Genomic DNA, 18,252 nt, shown 5'->3' on the forward strand with positions numbered 1-18,252 from the left:
TTATTTAGTGGCGTCGAATAGACGCCACTTTTCTCAGAGGACGCCGAATATGAGTTCCATATCTCTCCCAGAGTCCAATAAAAAGGCACTGCTTAGCCAGCTTCCAGAAACGAGCTTGTCTATAGCTCTGGATAAGATCATAGGTAAAGTGAATGATTACATGATTTGGATTTGGCCACTTCTAATGTCGATCATCGTTATAAACGTTTTGATGCGCTATTTGATTGGCGAGGGTCGGGTTGAATTCGAAGAATTACAGTGGCACCTGTACTCCGCTGGCTGGCTATTAGGGCTAAGCTACTGCTTTATTACTGACTCCCACGTAAGAGTAGACATTCTATACGACCACTTTTCTATAAAAACAAAATGCTGGGTAGAGTTGATCGGAATAACCACGCTTCTGGTCCCATTTATAGTGATCGTTTTAAACTATTCACTCCCCTTTATTGCGTATTCTTGGCAGCTAAGTGAAGTTTCTTCAGCTCCAGGCGGACTGCCCTATCGTTGGTTTATTAAATCCATACTTTTTGTTGGATTCGCCTTTCTTACTGTCGCTGTTATCTCACGATTGTCTCGTATCCTCGCTGCTTTGATTTCCGGTAGATTCACCCAGCATGGAGGTGAGAATGGAAATTAATGAAATTTTAGCGATTGGCATGTTCGCCACTTTCATATTGCTGCTTTTTACTGGTTTTCCTGTCGCATGGATCCTTGGCGGCGTATCCATTTTATTCTCCGCTATCGCACTCGGTTTAGACACGTGGGCAGACACATGGATTGGCATTGATTGGCAATATGTTTCTATCGTCATCCCTAGAATATGGGACACCATGAATAACTGGGTGTTAGTCGCGCTCCCAATGTTTATCTATATGGGGTTAATGCTGGATCGTTCTGGCGTCGCACAAGATCTAATGACAAATCTCGTTCGGTTGTTCGGACGAGTTAGAGGTGGTTTAGCCATTACCGTCACCATCGTTGGCTTACTGCTCGCCGCATCAACAGGAATCATAGGGGCTGCTGTTGTTTTGCTGTCTGTTCTTGGTATTCCTCTAATGCTAAAGCAGGGTTACAGTAAATCACTCGCATGTGGAACAGTTTGCGCCACGGGAACGTTAGGCATATTAATACCCCCAAGTATTATGCTGGTTATGATGGGCGACCGAATTGGTCTTTCCGTTGGTGACCTGTTCCTTGGCGCTCTTTTCCCTGGTCTGCTGCTCGCTGCGCTTTATGTGGGCTACATCGTTTTCACAGGGTTAATCTCACCAAGTAAAGCGCCGTTGTCTGAGTCGGCTGAACCGGTATCCATTCTTGTGATTTTACAAGTATTCCGAGCCGTACTCGCACCTGCAGGGCTTATCGTCGCCGTTCTTGGATCAATATTTTTTGGTATCGCAACACCTACCGAAGCCTCAGGCGTAGGTGCGGCAGGCGCGACACTTCTCGCTTGGTCTAAAGGCGCGCTGAATAAAACGGTGTTAAAGGAAGTTGGAGAAGAAACCACCAAAACCACCGCTTTTATATTTGCTCTTTTCGTTGGAGCGACCGCATTTTCTTTGGTACTTAGAGGATTGGGAGGAGATGAGCTGATAGAAGGTGCGCTAACGAATCTAGACTTGGCTCCAAGCGGCATTATTATTGCGATTTTAATCGCAGTTTTCTTGTTAGGGTTCTTTCTAGATTGGATAGAAATCACCTTGATTGTGCTTCCACTCGTTGCTCCGGTGGTTTTATCCCTTGGTTTCGACTTAATCTGGTTTACCGTACTTTTTGCCGTTTGCCTGCAAACTTCATTTTTAACACCACCCGTTGGATTTGCCCTTTTCTACATGAAAGGGGTTGCTCCAGATGGTGTCACTATTGGGGATATTTACAAAGGGGTGATTCCGTTCATTTTACTTCAAGTGATAGCACTTGCCATTGTGTTTAACTTTCAGCAAATCGTCACTTGGCTCCCAGGAGTCGCCTACGGGTACTAATGAGAAACTAAAAAGGTCAGGCATTGCCTGACCTTTTGAATTAGGTGCGGTATAGCACTTTAATAACATGCCAACCAAACTTAGTTTTGACGACCATAGGTTTTAATACTTCGCCAGTAAACACGGCTTTATCGAATTGAGGAACCATTTGCCCTTTTTTAAATTCACCTAGATCACCACCTTTCTTTCCAGACGGACACGAGGAATACTTCTTCGCAAGCGTTTGAAATTTAGCACCTTTCTTTATCTGGCTAACAATGTCTTCTGCTTGTTCTTTATGCTTAACCAAAATATGTAAGGCTGCTGCCGTTCTCGCCATGGGGTTGTCCTCTGTTTTTGAAAGGCCCGAATTGTAACCCAAACGTGAGTTATGTGCATCGTTAGAATGGAATGAAATATAACCCTAGCAAAATCATATACATCCATTACCAAACAACCATTGAGCCACAGGCGAAACAATTAGATTCATTTTAATTGATCTAAATGTGAGCCAAAGAGGCTGATTGATTGTAAAATGAAAGAGAGTTTACTTACGCGGATTTATATATGAAAAGCAAAGCCAATCAGTCTCAAGGAATGCTGATGTTTAAGCTAACGATTCAGCAGAGCTTTGCCATCGGCACATTGAAAGTTAGGGAAATTGTACCTTATGCTCAAACCACACAAATCCCCTACTCTCACCCTCATGTCGTCGGAACTATACCAATTCGAGATTTGACGGTACCCGTTATTGATATGGCTGCGGCAATTGGATTTCGCCCAATAGCACGTGAAGAATACGAGAACAGCTATTTAATTGTGACAGACTGCTTACGCACCATTGTGGCCTTTATGGTACGCGACATTGAGAAAATCATTGAGTGTGATTGGCGTTCGATTGAATCTGCGCCTGATACAGTGGGCGACAACGTGTTCGTAACAGGTATCACTCGTCATAAAGAAAAAATCGTTCAAATGCTGGATGTTGAACTTTTGCTATCCAAAATATACCCAGAACATGACAGCCAGCGTATTCCAATTTTAACCGACGTAGAACGCGAACGCCTTAAGCCTCTCAATATTCTTCTGGTTGACGACTCTAGCATTGCAAGAAAACAGCTATCGGATGCGTTGGACAGCATCAACATCCCTTATCAAGTGTGTAAAAATGGTATAGATGCATTGAATTTGATGAAAGATGATGCGGCTAACCACAAGCCAATCGATATTTTAGTTAGTGATATCGAAATGCCTGGACTGGATGGATATGAACTTGCTTTCGAGGTTCAAAGCGATACCGCGCTGAGCCGATCATATAGGATTTTACACACCTCACTTTCGAGCGAGATTTGCGTAGATCGAGCACATCAAGTAGGCGCTCACGAAGCCCTAACGAAGTTTGATGCCACTGAACTCGTACAGGCAATGCTCAGAGGCGCTAAGCAAATTGAGGAATCAGTCAGTGCGGCGTAACGTCATTATTTAATTCCATTATCAGCCGGTGATTTCGCCGGCTTTTTTGATTTCCTCTCTTTCTCTCTCTTCCACATCCTGCCACTGCGACATATCTCACATAAATATGAAAGCGATAGCAATTGGTGTTAATCGTTGTTTCAGATCAACAAAGAAAACCAATTTCATAAGCAAAGTGAGCATATACCCAAACGACCTCTCCTAACACAAAAGAGAGGCAATAAAGCAATGTATAACAATAATGGAGAGTCTGAAATGACAAGCGCATTTTACATCCCTACGGTCAATCTAATGGGAGCAGGTTGCTTAACTCAAGCCGTCGATAGCATTCAATCACAAGGTTTCACCAAGGGGTTAATAGTCTCTGATAAAGTGTTAAACCAAATCGGAGTCGTGAAACAAGTAAACGATTTGCTTGCTGAAAGAGCAATTGCAACCGTTGTTTTTGATGGGACCCAACCAAACCCTACGATTTCCAACGTAAACGAAGGCTTAGAGCTGTTGGTAGAAAATGGGTGTGACTTTGTTATCTCATTAGGTGGTGGCTCGCCCCATGACTGCGCTAAAGGTATCGCACTTGTTGCGGCTAATGGTGGAAAAATTGCCGATTATGAAGGCGTTGACCAATCAGAGAAGCCTCAGGTACCACTTATTGCCATCAATACAACGGCTGGTACCGCATCCGAGATGACACGCTTCTGCATCATTACAGATGAAAAGCGTCATATTAAAATGGCGATTGTAGACAAGCACACTACGCCTCTCATGTCCGTTAACGATCCTGAGCTTATGCTTGCAAAACCTTCTTCACTAACCGCTGCGACAGGAATGGATGCATTAACTCATGCCATTGAAGCTTATGTGTCTACTGCTGCAACACCAATCACCGATGCAGTCGCAATAAAGGCTATAGAGCTCATTCAAGCGCACCTAAGAACGGCGGTAAACAAAGGTGAAGATATAGAAGCCCGTGAGCAAATGGCATACGCTCAGTTTATGGCTGGAATGGCATTCAACAACGCGTCTCTGGGTTACGTTCACGCAATGGCACATCAACTTGGTGGATTTTACGATCTACCACATGGCGTATGTAACGCCGTTTTGCTTCCGCATGTGCAAAAATATAATGCTCAGGTATGCCCTGCTCGCCTAAAGGACATTGCAGCAGCAATGGGGGTAAACGTAACGGATTTAACTGATGAGCAAGGTGCGGAGGCTGCATTGAGTGCCATAAAACAGCTTTCTGAAGATGTTGGTATTCCGGCAGGGCTAGAAGTTTTGGGGGCAAAATCTGAAGACATTCCCTTACTTGCAGAAAACGCCCTGAAAGATGCGTGCGGATTAACGAATCCTAAGCAAGCAACTCATGATGAGATTTCTTCGATTTTCGCCGCGGCTATGTAACTCATAGCCTAAGTAGCAAATAATCTCAGTTCTAATCAAAAAAACCAGCCAATTGGCTGGTTTTTCTTTCAAGATACTTTTTGGTTTTAGCCAGCCATACGAACTAAGCTTTTTCCAAACAACACATCCAGATCTTCACGAGCAGATTCACCGTAGTTATCTTCTACCATCTTGTATAAACGCTCTATTCCAGCTCGAGCGAATTCGTGCGCATTTTCTGATGTCACGACATGGTGGAATAGCAATCTAAGAATTGCTAAGAACTCTGCATTATCAAGGGCTTTAACCCAGCTGGATTTAAAACTCTCAACCCCTTCATCCAGAACTAGGTGTGTTACGAACATCTTAAAGATTCGTCCATCTAGTGCTGCTGTGAAATCCGTTTTCTTAGGGAAGTGGTGACTGATACCTGTACGAGAGACGCCTGTTTGTTGACTCAAAGTGGTGTAAGACATTTTGTCGTAGCCCAATGTAATTAACTGGTCTACAACTGCATCCATAATCTTTTGAATGGTGATTTCGGTATCTTCTTTACTACGCTTTGGCATGTTAGGGCTCATCTATTTATATGTTTAAGTACACTCAAAATCGAGCATGAGCGACTTATAGTATTATGTTCTATATTTTTAAAATCTCAACAGATTGAGGAATATATAAGCAATTATTCACGAAATTTGTGATTTGCTAGGAGTAATTCATAAAGAGCGAGATCGATAAATATTCGCTCATTTGATTTACCCGAATACCGGGCAACAGAACTTTATTTAAAGTGACACTATTGCAAATGATTCCGATTTCCCGAATCTTCTTACAAATTACTCAATTGGGCAATATGACCTTATTTTACGACCCGACAAATCGACATTCCCATTCACAGCCTCGTGACGAATGTCACATAAATACGATGAATATATCGTTACAAAACACTATTCCATGAACTCGTCGAAGCCAATAATTTAACACCAACAAACTGAAATTCTGTGGTTTTAAAGACAGCAGAAGAGTAACATACCCTCATTAATTGTAAGAGGATACGTTATGACAACGAAAGTAGAAGAAAACCAAGTTTGTGAAGCATGTGGATGCAGCGCAGAAATGGGGTTCATTATCAAAGAAGGCGACGATGTAGCAAACATATCTTTGTTCGGTCGTGATCTCACTGCATTAGAGTCTGAACTCAATAAATACATAGATCTAGCAAAAACAGTATCTGACGAAGTGACGTATGAAAGCCAACGCATTGAAGGCAAAATCGGTATTGAAACAAGATTCCAATTCACCTGCAGTGCCGAAAAACTCATCTTTGAATTGAAGACGCGTGCACTAGCCCGATAAGCTGTACCAATACAGATAAACAACCAATACAGATAAACATTAGATAGGCGGCTTTCTCTAGCCGCCCTTAAACAAGATCGGATCCCCTCATCCATCCTGTTCCAATTGAAGCCACCTTAGATCCCCATTCAATTCAAATTCTTGCTCCTTACTGCAAATTAAGTACAACTCACCTACCTGAAGCACAGCGCCGAGTGTGTACGCTTTATCTTCGTAGTAACACACTTTCTCAAACAGTTTGCCATCAGTAACGATGACTGAAGATTTCGGCGTGGTTACCGTTTTAGCATGAACACCAACAGAAAGAATCGAGATTGCGAATATAAGAAGTTTGCCCATAATGATCCTAAAGTTAAGTTGATTATGCCCTTGTAAACTCTATATAAGACAAGGCTTTGATTTTATGGATATTGAGCTTACTTGCTCACCTATAACTTTAGCAGGACTTGCAGCCCTACACAGCTATACTGCCTCCAATATCTAGGTCTCGGTACTGGAATGACTTGGGTATAACGCTTACTATCAGATAATAGTCACAGTTTGAACTTGAGTGCGTATGAAAGCTGGTTATTTGTTCATTGGATTGCTATTGAGTGGCATTGCCCACACCAAACCACTGGATCAATATAAATTACTGAACCACATTGACTCTTATGGCAATGTAAATCTAAGAAATACCCACTACACATCTCTTCCTGACGGGATGGTGGTGAAAAAAAACCTGAACATTGCGAAAACAGCGATTGAGAAATTGCCCAAAGGTTTAGAAATTGGAGGGAGCTTAGATGCCTCAAACAGCCAGCTTTCATTTATTGCTAAAGGAACCAACATAAAAGGATATGGCAACTTTCTTGGTTCACAAATAACTACATGGAATGCTAGCGTGAAAGTGGGTGGCTACCTTAATTTTACAGATACTCCTCTTGAAACCTTACCACCTGGGTTAATTGTAACAGGTGACCTTAGCGTTATTCGCACACCTTTGAAAGAGCTTCCTCAACCCTTAACAGTAGAAGGAAATTTGTACATCGGCGGTTCTAATATAACTAAACTACCCGATGAGCTAACGGTTGATGGCAACATATACCTTGGCGGCAATCAGATTACATATTGGCCAAAGGACTTAAAGCTCGGTGGGGCCGTCGCAAGGTAGCCCTCTATCGACTTAGAACAAACGATTTATACAGAAGAATACAAAAAGGAGCGTTAGGTAATAACGCTCCTTTCTAGGTTCTTTGAATGTATAGGTGAAGAAGCTCAGAGTCTAAACTCTCAAAGGCGAGCTTTTTCGGGTATAAAGCTGAAAAAGCTAGCCTTGGTTCGCGACTGGGTTTGCGTACATTTGTTTAAGAAAATCATGCGCGCCTTCTGGTAATTCTCGTAGCTTACTGTCCAGTGAATCCTTCGCTTTTGAGTCAGCATGCTCCGCATCAGCAGCGGCGTAATAGTTGATAGGAAAGAGCTTGTAGATAGAATGAATCTGATCATCAATTTCTTGAGCCAACTCATCCGGTGTTTCAAAGTCATCTTCAATTACATTGCCGAAGCTAACATGAACACGACCTTTATACCCAACGATGCCTTGAATGATACTTTCGATATCTTCAAATTCACTTTTCTCGTAACTGCCTGACTCTGCTTTCTCAAACAATTCTTTCGCTTTGGCAATATCACACGGGTCGTTTTCGTAAGAAATCGCCACAGGTACAATTTTCAGCGTTTTTATGTATTCTGAGAAAGGCATTTTTTGCTTCCGACCTTCTACATGCAACATTTTTAGAATGGCTGGATCCGTTTTGTCATTTCCATCTTTAGCTCTCCCCTCTTTCTGAGCAATCCAGATAGAGTTATCGGTATCTAGAGAGTGTTTTATGTAAGAAGACAACTGCCCAAGCGCTTTCATCATTTCACGCGGCGCTTTTGCACTGCGTTTTACTATAAAGCTTTTATTCAGCTTCATGAGTTCAGTCGCGCACGGTTTCTTCAAAAGATTATCGCCGATAGCTATACGGACGGTCTTATGCTGATTGTTATACAACCCCCAGTTCACCAAAGCAGGATCCATCGCGATATCTCGGTGGTTTGAGATGAACAAGTATGGGGTATTCTTATCTAGCAGTTCCAAACCAGAATATGTAACACCGTCAGTCGTCACGTCGAGCGTTTTACTGAGGTATTTTTCAACTTCTAATTGAATTGCTTCAACGGAATCCAATTTAGCCCACTTGAACTTAAGGTAAACCTTAACCATTGGACTGACTATATTTTTAAACCAACTTGCATGGTTACTGAAGCGATGCTCTAAGATAGCAGAGATAAATTCTTCATCATTAATTAGGCGTTCAATGGCAGCGGGAATCTCGTCATCATTGTACGGACGAATTTCTTTATAAGGATCCGTTTTATTAGTCATCTAATCTATACGTCAATTTTAAAATCCGGCATATTCTACGCGTACTTGAGAAAACAAGCAGCTAATGAATGCGTCGTTTAATTAAGGTCAGACCAGATTATATACTAGGGTCCTTTGACCTTTCATTAAATAGAGGCTTGTTTTTTTATTTTTACGCTGGTCGCGTGTATAAGGAGTAGAGTCATAAACGTGGTATTTATTCCCTCATCGCGTTAGAAATTACCAAACTCTGACGTGATAATCTGCTAAATGTCCCAGTTTTCATTGGCATTTACACTAATAAAAGATACTCTTTTCCACAGTTAAAGTATCCGGAAACCCTTTATGAATTATGCAGTAGAGCATCAAAATACAGTTTACTCATTTCTGGTAACCACACCTCGCAAAAAACGTCTTAAGCACAGCCTAATTTATGTTGAGTCTGGGCTGGTTCTAGTGAAGCTTGGTAAGAATGAATATGCTGTAGAACAAGACAGCGCAATTTGGCTGCCTATAGATTGTTTAACGTCTGTTACTTTCGTTCCAGGTTCAACGGTTTCTCAAATCGATTTCTCTGTGCGCTTGCAAGACAAATTCCCGACTCAAGCGGGCTTCGTTTCCTTGCCACCTGTCTCTAAAGCCATATTAGAGAAGCTTTCTCAGCAAAAACTTAAAGACGAAGAAATAAACAACCTTTTGGATGTAATACGAGACGAATCAAGAACGCTAAGGCCCCTACTCGATATGTCACCACTGAGTATGCAGATATCCCAGTGGAGCGCAGATGAAGAGAGCAGTTTAAGCAAAGAATTGTTATTGGTATTGAGCCTTCGCGAAGCCAAAAAGAAAATGCAATCAGGCACGAAGAGAAACGTTGTCATTGATGAGTTTTTTGCTGGTCGAGAAGAGGAATTCGAACAACTGGCAATGCTGGTAATGGGTGAAAGCTTATAGAGGTACGCCTATAAACATCGGCGAAAGTTCATAGAATGTGAGATATAAGTAAGAAGAGAAAGAAAAGAGATAAAATAGAAAAGTGCCTTAAAAAGGCACTTCCACTTGTAACATCACGTCGCCAGGCTGTAAGTTATGCCAACGATAGTCAATTCGCATTCGCGGTTCGTTATCGTCCCTCTCACCTAAACCTAAACTGAATTTCAAACCCGTAGCTTCAAGCTTTTCAGAATAAGTCATCTCATCAAATTGGCTGTCATATTCGTCTGGCATCCAGACACCAATGCCAAAATGATTACTTTCAACACTTGAATATAGCAACGGATCACTGCCACTTTTAAGCGTCCATTCTTCCCAGTAATCGTCGTTACTCACTGGGTCGATTATAAAGTCTTTCACAGATGTGAGGCTTGAGGTAAAAGCATCAAATGAATGAGCAATCGATGCACAAACCGAATCTTGCTCTTTTTCGACCATTATAATTGAGGTTGGAGACTGAAAAGAACTACACGCAAAAGCAGGAATCGTAAAGAAGCCAAGCATACAAAGTAAATTGTAACTACGTTTGGTCATCGATGTGAGCCCTCTAAAAAATTCTTCCTATATCTTCCGATACAACGCGTGATTTCGCAAGAAATTATTGACAGATCGGGTAGTTAGAGCTGATATCGATTCATTTTGAGCCAATTTCTCACGAATTAGCGTACTTCGGACTGGAATTCTTTCAGGGCATGCCATTACTGACCAGCGCTTGGTGATCTCTTGAGAACAGTAAAACTTGGAAAAGTTGAAGAAATTATCAGGACCAATGACAAACGTTAGCTCGGCATCGGGGTAGGTTTCTTGGAGGGCATTTAAAAGTGCATACGTCGTTACACTCTCTTCTGGGCGATATAAATTCTCTTCTATTCGGCACAACTCAACGTTGGATTGAGCTATATCCGAAATAAATCCGTCTACCATCTGGCATCTTACATCGAAATCTGCCATCTCTTTTCCCCATGCATGCGCATAGCTTGGTACGAGCAAAACTTTATCGAAATGCGTTAATGATTCGATAACACTTTTATGTCCAAGAGTTGGTGGGTTGAAAGCACTACCAAAAATTGCAATATTTTTCATACATTCGTTACTGGAAGAAATTCCATCATTTGTAACACTTCAGCCCAAGTATCCGAGAAATCCATTTCGGTAACTTTTTCAGGCAAATCGGTGTTTAATAATAAAAAGATTGGGGTATGATATATCCAAGTGACCCTAAGATACAGGGCTATAGGTTTAGAGTGCCACCTTTAACTCACTTAGGTATGAAAACTCGGCAGCACAATAAGGAAACAGAATGGAACATCAAATCCGTGACGAGATGCGAGTATTGGCTTCGATCGATCCTCATTTTGAAATTCAGCGTCGCGTTGATTTTATTAAGCGTAAACTTCAAGAGTCTGGTTGTAAGTCTTTAATTTTGGGTATTAGTGGCGGTGTCGATTCCACTACATGCGGAAGACTGGCTCAACTCGCAGTAAACAAGCTTAATGAAGAGTCTGACAACGCTGGCTATCAATTTATTGCAGTACGCCTTCCCTACAGCGAGCAAAAAGACGAAGACGAAGCACAACTGGCACTGAGTTTTATACAACCTTCACATTCTGTATCCGTAAACATTCAAGCGGGTGTAGATGGCTTACATAGCGCTTCTCACATCGCACTCCGAAACACCAATTTACTCCCTCAAGACCCAGCGAAAATAGATTTCGTAAAAGGGAATGTTAAAGCACGCGCTCGAATGGTCGCACAGTACGAAATTGCAGGTTATGTCGGTGGTTTAGTTCTAGGAACCGATCACTCTGCTGAAAACATTACTGGCTTCTATACTAAATTCGGAGATGGAGCGTGCGACTTAGCACCGCTGTTTGGTTTGAGCAAACGTCAGGTTCGTGAAATTGCGGACACCTTAGGCGCGCCAGAGCTGCTTGTTCATAAGGTTCCAACAGCCGATTTAGAAGAACTTGCGCCACAGAAAGCAGATGAAGACGCTCTGAATCTCACTTACGATCAAATAGACGACTTCCTTGAAGGAAAACCTGTCTCTGAAGAGGTCACCCAAAAGCTCGTTGCGATTTACAAAGCAACTCAGCACAAACGTCAGCCTATTCCTACCATTTATGACTAAGTGTTCCAGCACAGATTAGGTTGAGTAAAACCAACCAAATTAAGTGACTTCCACCAATAAAAAACAGAGAACCTAAGTTCTCTGTTTTTTTGTTTCGTAATCGTTAAGCTTTAAGGTCTGTCGATATAGAGACGTCACCAAGAGGCGTACTACAACAAGCCAAAACAATGTCATTCGCTTTATCTTCTGGCATCGAAGCTGGCACATCTGGCGTTTCAAACTCCCCGCGAATGACTTTCACACGACACGCGCCACAAAGCCCCGCTCGGCAACTGTTCGCTATACTCATTCCAGCATCTTCAGCCTGATTCAAAAGGGGTTGTTGGTTATTCCCTTCAAACGTTTTTCCATCCACCGTCACTTTTATCTCTTTCAACGGCAATTCAACTGGCTTGGCTACGCCGAATGCTTCCTGATGATACTGACTTTCATCCAACCCCATTTTCATCAAAAGATTTTTAGATTTGGTCATAAAGCCACTAGGACCACATACGAAAACCTGCCTTGATAACAGGTCAGGTATTTTCTTTATATGGCTTAGCGACAGCCGCCCCGTCAACCCGTGCCAACTGGAATCTGGTTGCGTTAAAGAAATCACTACATGCAACCCCGGATAAATCATATTCAGCTTCTCTAGCTCTTTACGGCAAGGGATGTCTCGCTCAGTACTGCATTGATGATAAAAAACAACGTTATTAACTTGGTCGTGATCCGAAAGGTAACGAAGCATAGAGAGCATTGGAGTCACACCACTGCCTGCGGACATTAGCAGCAAGGGATGAAGCGTGTTTGTGAGGTGGAATGCGCCATCAGGCGTATCTGCCACCAGCGTGTCCCCCACTTTGAATCGATCGTGCAGCCAATTTGACACCGCACCTTCATTGATTCGTTTTACCGAAATGGCATACCTGCCAGGTCGTGTCGGACTGGAGGATAAGGTGTAGCGGCGAGAAAGTTTACCTGCTGGTGTATCAATTTCTACTGGCAGATGTTGACCAGGTAGATAGCCGGGTAAGGTGCCTTTCGCTGGTTCCATCCAAAACGTCAAAAAATCACGTGCTATGGTTTCTTTCTCCACACATGTGAGCGTTAACTTGTCTTTCGAATTATCTTTGTACTCTTCTTTAGGTTTTGCTTCTAAAACCTCCACCACATCACCGGCGCGAATGATACCTTCATTTTTAGCAACAAGATTTTGACCAAAGAACACACCTCCCCGTTTGTTTGCTCGGAAGGTGGAGAATGTCTTTAGAGGCTCTTTTGAGGTTTTAAACTCCCCAGTTTGTGTATTTACTGTCGTTAGAATGCACCTTTCACATGGCTTTACCGCTTCAAATTCGACATCACCAATTTTGATTCGCTTCCAACCGTCTTCCGCAAAAGGTTCAGTATCAGAAACCACCAAGTTGGTTCGGAATTGATCCATTGAATTGGTTTCGCCACTTCTTTTATTTAATTCCGCTAGTGATGCTTCGCTGATCACAAGGAGAGGATACCCATCAGCAAAGCTAACGTTCGTTTGGATTTTTTCTCTAACGCGGTTCGACTGCTCACCACAATAAAGCAGCTGAACTGGTATGCCCAAAATTCGACTAAACCAATCGTTCGCCACCGGAGTTGTCGACAACGCATTAAAATTGTCGTTCCAAACCTGAGCTGACATCACTTCTCTTTCTAAATCAGCGTAACGGAGCCTTAACGTCGGCATTCCTGGGTAGGTCATAACAAATCCGTCAGGTTGAAGCACAGCGTCTACTTTCACCATATTGGGGTGTTTTCTCGCCGTGACCATTGAACCATCCATCGCCGCGACCATGAACCTACGGTCGAAAGTCAGCCCTTGCTTCTCTACCCAAGCTTTTGAAAGTCGAATTCCTCCGATGGATTTAACAGGAAAAACGTTAATTTGCGATAAGTACGGTTTTGTCATTGTTATTCACTACTCTAAAAGACTTTTGTCTTTGTGATTTTCAATAATGGAAGCTGGAAGTTATTACTTGAATGCTTAGGGAGTCATAAGTGATGCTCGATTTAGGATAACGGTACAATAATGAATACGATGAATCGAGAGAAAGATTCACACTTTGTTACACCTTGACGTATCAGCTAGGAAAAGCATTTAATTATACGTTATGTAAGTTATTCACGCTTTTCAAGCTGGCTAATTCGACACAAACGTTTAAGCACAGCTAGCCGAAACATACTTAGGTTATAAATACTTCTTCGAACTAAGTCATGTGACTAGGGAAAGGTGGAACACCAAATGATGTAAAAGTACCTTTAATAGACTCGAAGGTAAAAAAGGCGTGAAAGATCACGTGTTTTTGTCTATCATCCTGTCGCCTAAACGGTTGCGTTTTTAGACTTTTCGTCGAATTCCTACTTTTAGGCTCCTGTTTTATCTTAACCTGGTGGGAGCTTTTCAATGACAACAATTACTATCACTCGTCCTGACGACTGGCACGTTCACTTACGCGATGGCGATGTTCTAACCGACACCGTACGCGATATCAGCCGCTATAATGGTCGTGCTCTGATAATGCCAAATACCATCCCACCTGCAACCGATACCGACAAAGCGTTAGCGTACCGCGAGCGCATTATGGCACAGAATCCTAGTGATAAATTTGAGCCACTGATGTCTCTTTACCTAACGGACAACACCACTTCTGATGAAATTCGCAAGGCAAAAGCTTCCGGTAAAATTGTAGCCGCGAAACTATATCCTGCGGGCGCAACAACCAATTCTGATTCAGGTGTTACAAACGCTAAAAATATCTACCATGTGTTAGAAACCATGCAAGAAGTTGGCATGTTGCTTTTGATTCACGGTGAAGTCACCACTCACGACGTCGATATATTCGACCGCGAGAAGAAGTTTCTAGATACCGTTCTTGCCCCTATCGTTAACGACTTCCCTAACCTGAAAATCGTTCTTGAGCACATTACAACTTCCGACGCTGCAACCTTTGTGAAGAACGCGAACGAAAACGTCGCGGCAACAATTACCGCGCACCACTTACTGTTTAACCGTAATCACATGTTAGTGGGCGGTATCAAACCACATTTCTACTGCTTGCCAATTTTGAAACGCAATACGCACCAACAAGCGTTGATTGAAGCAGCCACCAGCGGCAGCAAAAAGTTCTTCCTAGGGACAGATTCTGCGCCACACGCAAAAGGAGCGAAAGAATCTGCTTGTGGTTGTGCAGGCTCTTACACTGCTCACGCTGCAGTAGAACTTTACGCAGAAGTTTTTGATAACGAAGGCAAGCTAGAAAACCTTGAAGGTTTTGCAAGCCACAATGGTCCAGATTTTTACGGGCTTCCTCGCAACCAAGATACAGTCACACTGGTTAAAGAATCTTGGGATGTGGCTGAAACTATGCCATTTGGTAGCGACATAGTTGTGCCAATCCGTGCTGGTGAGCAGATTGAGTGGAAAGTAAAGTAACTCGTTAATACTGATCGATACAACGATTAAGTAACCTAAATCAAATGCCCGCAAAACATGCGGGCATTTTTTATACTGGTCGATTCACTTTATATTGGTCCGGTGTCATTCCTGCATAGCGTTTAAACATTGTGATAAACGGGCTGGCTTGGTTGTACCCCAGAAGAAACGCCGTTTCCTTTACCGACTTACCTTTTCGAAGTAACTCCATAGAATGCAGGTAACGTATTCGTAAACGCCACTCAGTAAAACTCATCCCTAATTCGCTTTGGCAGTGCCTTGCAAGAGACCGCTCGGTAGTGTGAACGCGAGCAGCCCAGCTTTTCAAAGAGTCGTTGTTAGTTGGGTTCTCTTCTAAGCCTCTTAGAATAGGAGCTAACATCTTGTGACTGGAGGTGGGTAAAAAGTGATGTTTCTCAGGCGCCATTGCCAATTGATCCAGTAAAACATCAACTAATCGCTTATCTTGCTCCGATTCTGCCGAACACACATCTCTCTGTCGAAAATCTTCGATAATGGCTGTCATAATCGGCGTTACACCCAGTAGGCAAGTCTGTTTTGGCATGTGCTTTGTCTTATCTGCACTGACATTGAGCGAACAGTAATCCAAAGGCTTTCTATTAAAACTGTGGTGCAATACACCAGCAGGAACCCATATTGCCAAATTGGGTGGCGCTAGAAATCGTGTCTTATTAGCAAACAGCTCCAACATCCCGCCTCGAATAAATTGCAATTGCCCCCAAACGTGGCAATGTTCTCGCGTAACAGTATTCGAATTGAACGCATCAAAATTCATGTACACATCTGAAGGCAGCTCTTCAAAAGAAATAGCTGGATGGGTATTGGTTTGGGGCTTCTCTCTCATCTTCCGCTTCGTACTCATACTGTCTTTTGGGAGATAGATATCATTATACCGACCTAGCTCATCAAATCACCATTGAATTGTTGTGTTGGGAGTTATTCTTGTACTGGGTGGTATTCTTAAACTTGTCACCCAAACCTCGTTTGAAAATCACACAACCCCCCTTATTTACTCACCTCTAAAATAGTCTCCACAATCTATTGGTGGTTTACCCTGCAAATTCAAGTTGATAGTATGCGCGTCACAAATCATCGCTAACTCAATTAGCGTTAGGTTGCAATTCACCTAGATACGAATAAAGACATGACAAGCTCAGACGACAAAATACCAACCAATGCTGCTCAGAATTCATTAATTGAGATGCAGAGCGTGTGCCTAGATATAGAAGGCAACCGAGTCCTTAAGAACGTGTCTTTTGCAACCAAGTCTCGCCGCTTGGGAATAATTGGTCGCAATGGCTCAGGAAAATCGACCCTATCACGTGTTTTATCTGGTTTGATAGAAATACAGTCTGGTAAATTGGAAGTGGCAGGTATCGACCCCTACAATAATAGAGGTGCGGCTGTCGCACAAATTGGCATCTTATTTCAAAACCCCGATCATCAAATCATCTTCCCTACTGTTATTGAGGAACTTGTGTTCGGCTTACGACAGCAGGGGCAAAGTAAGGCTGAGGCGAAGTCGAATGCCTTAAACATTTTGGCTAAGTTTGGCAAAACTCACTGGCAAGATGTTCATACCGCTTCTCTATCACAAGGTCAAAAACACTTAGTTTGCCTAATGTCTATTGTCGCTATGCAGCCCAAACTCATTATCTTAGATGAACCGTTTGCAGGGTTAGATATTCCAACAAAACGACAACTTCAGCGGTACTTAGATTCTTTCGATGGGTGCTTGGTTCATATCAGCCACGATCCTGCTGATATCGAACATTATGATCAAATATTATGGTTAGAATCTGGACAAATTGAGGAAGTGGGCACACCTGATGCAGTGTTGCCAAACTACCTTGCAGAAATGAACCGATTGGGAGACAGCGATGATATCTCTAACCTCACCAATTGAAACGAGAGCACATAACTGGAGTGCAGGGCTAAAGCTTGCTCTACTCGGTGTTGCCACAATCAGTTTATTTTTTGTGGAAAGTATCCTCTTACATAGCATTTTTCTTGCTCTAGTTATTGTTCTTTATGCCTTACCGGGCAAAGTGTTTTTTCTACACGGTTGTCGGCAGCTAAAAATTTTATGGCCATTCGTCGCTATTGTACTTGCATGGCATACATGGACAGAGGAATACCAACTTGGTGCGGTTATCGTTATCCGAATGCTATCTGCCGTCGCACTTGCAAACTTGGTGACGATGACAACACGACTATCCGATATGATTGATGTGGTGCATTTCTTATCGCGCCCATTTAGGCGTTTAGGCTTAAGTACTCAAGCCTTAGAGCTAGCGATCGCGTTAGTCATTCGCATGACTCCCGTTTTGATTTCTAAAGGACAAAGCCTAACTTTCGCTTGGCGAGCTCGTTCTACCAAACGATCTGGCTGGCGCATTATTTTACCTTTTACCGTTCTTGCACTGGACGATGCGGACCACGTTGCCGAAGCTCTCAGAGCTCGCGGTGGCACTACTAATCTGGAGAAAAAATAAATGGAAAAGAACATTGCTTATACCGCTCTTTTTGCGGGTTTGATAGCCGCCCTTGGCTTGATCCCAAAAATTACGTTGGCATTTGGCGTCCCCATCACTGCACAAAGTCTCGGCATTATGCTTTGCGGCACTATCTTGGGTGCAAAACGTGGTGGATTAGCCGTACTTCTGTTCTTGTTGCTCGTCGCTATTGGTCTTCCACTATTGTCAGGTGGTCGTGGTGGAATCGGGCTCTTCTTTGGCGCTACTGGCGGCTTCTTAATTGGCTGGCCGATTGCTGCGTTTGTAACAGGATTCATAGTAGAAAAGTGGCGTAGCGGTAATCTAACTCTTATAGCCAGTGTTGCGTCTATGATTGGCGGAATTATCGTGATGTATGTATTTGGTATTGCTGGTATGGCTATCGTTCTTAAGAAAACGCTTCTTGAGTCCGCGGCTCTTGTTACCGCCTTTATTCCAGGTGACATCATCAAGGCCATTATTGCTGGTCTGTTAACATCGGCAATCGCAAAAGCTCGACCTGCAAGTTTACTATCAAGAGCGGCATAGATCCCCTAATCTAGCCAATCTCGTATATAAATGCCTTGTATGTA

20 protein-coding genes are annotated in these 18,252 nt (G+C 42.8%); 12 read left to right on the plus strand and 8 right to left on the minus strand.

Annotated features, from left to right (window positions below; translation table 11 throughout):
- Positions 1 to 49 precede the first annotated feature (49 nt).
- Together LDO37_RS24270 and LDO37_RS24275 are read left to right on the plus strand one after the other, a co-directional pair.
- Positions 50 to 637: a TRAP transporter small permease subunit gene (locus tag LDO37_RS24270; protein WP_126607462.1), complete on the plus strand. Its 588-nt coding sequence runs from the start codon at positions 50 to 52 to the stop codon at positions 635 to 637.
- Complete coding sequence (locus tag LDO37_RS24275) at positions 627 to 1,982, plus strand: TRAP transporter large permease (protein WP_126607461.1); 1,356 nt, start codon at positions 627 to 629, stop codon at positions 1,980 to 1,982. Before LDO37_RS24270 ends, LDO37_RS24275 begins: the two co-directional genes overlap by 11 nt.
- 40 nt (positions 1,983 to 2,022) lie before the next feature.
- Here LDO37_RS24275 and ppiC read toward each other — a convergent pair whose 3' ends face one another.
- Complete coding sequence (gene ppiC, locus LDO37_RS24280; RefSeq protein WP_126607460.1) at positions 2,023 to 2,301, minus strand: peptidylprolyl isomerase PpiC; 279 nt, start codon at positions 2,299 to 2,301, stop codon at positions 2,023 to 2,025.
- Between the two features lie 227 nt (positions 2,302 to 2,528).
- Here ppiC and LDO37_RS24285 point away from each other — a divergent pair, with 227 nt between their 5' ends.
- Positions 2,529 to 3,434 carry a chemotaxis protein gene (locus LDO37_RS24285; protein ID WP_126607459.1) on the plus strand — a complete coding sequence of 302 codons (906 nt, stop codon included), beginning with the start codon at positions 2,529 to 2,531 and terminating at the stop codon, positions 3,432 to 3,434.
- 255 nt (positions 3,435 to 3,689) lie between these two features.
- Entirely contained in the window at positions 3,690 to 4,838 is a 1,149-nt protein-coding gene (gene yiaY / locus LDO37_RS24290; RefSeq protein WP_126607458.1) for an L-threonine dehydrogenase, read from the plus strand.
- Between the two features lie 86 nt (positions 4,839 to 4,924).
- Here yiaY and LDO37_RS24295 read toward each other — a convergent pair whose 3' ends face one another.
- Positions 4,925 to 5,386 (minus strand): TetR family transcriptional regulator, encoded by a 462-nt coding sequence (locus LDO37_RS24295; protein ID WP_101113975.1) that lies wholly within the window; start codon positions 5,384 to 5,386, stop codon positions 4,925 to 4,927.
- A gap of 490 nt (positions 5,387 to 5,876) precedes the next feature.
- Here LDO37_RS24295 and LDO37_RS24300 point away from each other — a divergent pair, with 490 nt between their 5' ends.
- On the plus strand, positions 5,877 to 6,173 hold the full coding sequence (locus LDO37_RS24300) for a YfcZ/YiiS family protein (protein ID WP_126609434.1): 297 nt from the start codon (positions 5,877 to 5,879) through the stop codon (positions 6,171 to 6,173).
- 87 nt (positions 6,174 to 6,260) lie between these two features.
- On the opposite strand, the gene LDO37_RS24305 is transcribed toward LDO37_RS24300, so the two are convergent.
- Complete coding sequence (locus tag LDO37_RS24305; RefSeq protein WP_126609433.1) at positions 6,261 to 6,512, minus strand: YnjH family protein; 252 nt, start codon at positions 6,510 to 6,512, stop codon at positions 6,261 to 6,263.
- Positions 6,513 to 6,729: 217 nt separating this feature from the next.
- On the opposite strand from LDO37_RS24305, the gene LDO37_RS24310 reads away from it, so the two are divergent.
- Positions 6,730 to 7,326 carry a hypothetical protein gene (locus LDO37_RS24310; RefSeq protein ID WP_126609432.1) on the plus strand — a complete coding sequence of 199 codons (597 nt, stop codon included), beginning with the start codon at positions 6,730 to 6,732 and terminating at the stop codon, positions 7,324 to 7,326.
- 156 nt (positions 7,327 to 7,482) lie between these two features.
- On the opposite strand, the gene LDO37_RS24315 is transcribed toward LDO37_RS24310, so the two are convergent.
- Positions 7,483 to 8,586, minus strand: a complete 1,104-nt coding sequence (locus tag LDO37_RS24315) for a 1-acyl-sn-glycerol-3-phosphate acyltransferase (protein ID WP_126609431.1) — start codon at positions 8,584 to 8,586, stop codon at positions 7,483 to 7,485.
- A 324-nt stretch (positions 8,587 to 8,910) separates the two neighbouring features.
- On the opposite strand from LDO37_RS24315, the gene LDO37_RS24320 reads away from it, so the two are divergent.
- Entirely contained in the window at positions 8,911 to 9,519 is a 609-nt protein-coding gene (locus LDO37_RS24320; RefSeq protein ID WP_126609430.1) for an AraC family transcriptional regulator, read from the plus strand.
- Positions 9,520 to 9,606: 87 nt separating this feature from the next.
- Here LDO37_RS24320 and LDO37_RS24325 read toward each other — a convergent pair whose 3' ends face one another.
- A complete protein-coding gene (locus LDO37_RS24325) occupies positions 9,607 to 10,092 on the minus strand; it encodes a hypothetical protein (RefSeq protein ID WP_126609429.1) in 486 nt (161 codons plus the stop codon).
- A gap of 27 nt (positions 10,093 to 10,119) precedes the next feature.
- Positions 10,120 to 10,641, minus strand: a complete 522-nt coding sequence (locus LDO37_RS24330; RefSeq protein ID WP_126609428.1) for a nicotinate-nicotinamide nucleotide adenylyltransferase — start codon at positions 10,639 to 10,641, stop codon at positions 10,120 to 10,122.
- A gap of 217 nt (positions 10,642 to 10,858) precedes the next feature.
- Between LDO37_RS24330 and nadE the strand changes: the two genes are divergently transcribed.
- A complete protein-coding gene (gene nadE, locus LDO37_RS24335; protein ID WP_126609427.1) occupies positions 10,859 to 11,689 on the plus strand; it encodes an ammonia-dependent NAD(+) synthetase in 831 nt (276 codons plus the stop codon).
- A gap of 103 nt (positions 11,690 to 11,792) precedes the next feature.
- On the opposite strand, the gene LDO37_RS24340 is transcribed toward nadE, so the two are convergent.
- Positions 11,793 to 13,619 carry a hybrid-cluster NAD(P)-dependent oxidoreductase gene (locus LDO37_RS24340; RefSeq protein WP_126609426.1) on the minus strand — a complete coding sequence of 609 codons (1,827 nt, stop codon included), beginning with the start codon at positions 13,617 to 13,619 and terminating at the stop codon, positions 11,793 to 11,795.
- Positions 13,620 to 14,114: 495 nt separating this feature from the next.
- On the opposite strand from LDO37_RS24340, the gene pyrC reads away from it, so the two are divergent.
- Positions 14,115 to 15,143, plus strand: coding sequence for a dihydroorotase (gene pyrC / locus LDO37_RS24345; protein WP_126609425.1), 1,029 nt, complete (start codon positions 14,115 to 14,117; stop codon positions 15,141 to 15,143).
- Positions 15,144 to 15,213: 70 nt separating this feature from the next.
- Here the strand turns inward: pyrC and LDO37_RS24350 are convergent, their stop codons facing one another.
- The gene (locus LDO37_RS24350; RefSeq protein WP_126609424.1) at positions 15,214 to 16,008 is read right to left on the minus strand and encodes an AraC family transcriptional regulator; all 795 of its coding nucleotides are present in this window, start codon (positions 16,006 to 16,008) and stop codon (positions 15,214 to 15,216) included.
- A gap of 300 nt (positions 16,009 to 16,308) precedes the next feature.
- On the opposite strand from LDO37_RS24350, the gene LDO37_RS24355 reads away from it, so the two are divergent.
- The 3 genes from LDO37_RS24355 to LDO37_RS24365 are packed head-to-tail and all read left to right on the plus strand — an operon-like array spanning position 16,309 to position 18,208.
- Positions 16,309 to 17,070 carry an energy-coupling factor ABC transporter ATP-binding protein gene (locus LDO37_RS24355; RefSeq protein ID WP_126609423.1) on the plus strand — a complete coding sequence of 254 codons (762 nt, stop codon included), beginning with the start codon at positions 16,309 to 16,311 and terminating at the stop codon, positions 17,068 to 17,070.
- The gene (locus LDO37_RS24360; RefSeq protein WP_126609422.1) at positions 17,045 to 17,659 is read left to right on the plus strand and encodes an energy-coupling factor transporter transmembrane component T family protein; all 615 of its coding nucleotides are present in this window, start codon (positions 17,045 to 17,047) and stop codon (positions 17,657 to 17,659) included. The genes LDO37_RS24355 and LDO37_RS24360 overlap by 26 nt, the downstream gene beginning before the upstream one ends.
- Positions 17,660 to 18,208 (plus strand): biotin transporter BioY, encoded by a 549-nt coding sequence (locus LDO37_RS24365; RefSeq protein WP_126609421.1) that lies wholly within the window; start codon positions 17,660 to 17,662, stop codon positions 18,206 to 18,208. It abuts the gene before it with no gap.
- The last annotated feature ends 44 nt before the right edge of the window (positions 18,209 to 18,252 follow it).

The organism is Vibrio penaeicida, from assembly GCF_019977755.1.
GTDB lineage: Bacteria > Pseudomonadota > Gammaproteobacteria > Enterobacterales > Vibrionaceae > Vibrio > Vibrio penaeicida.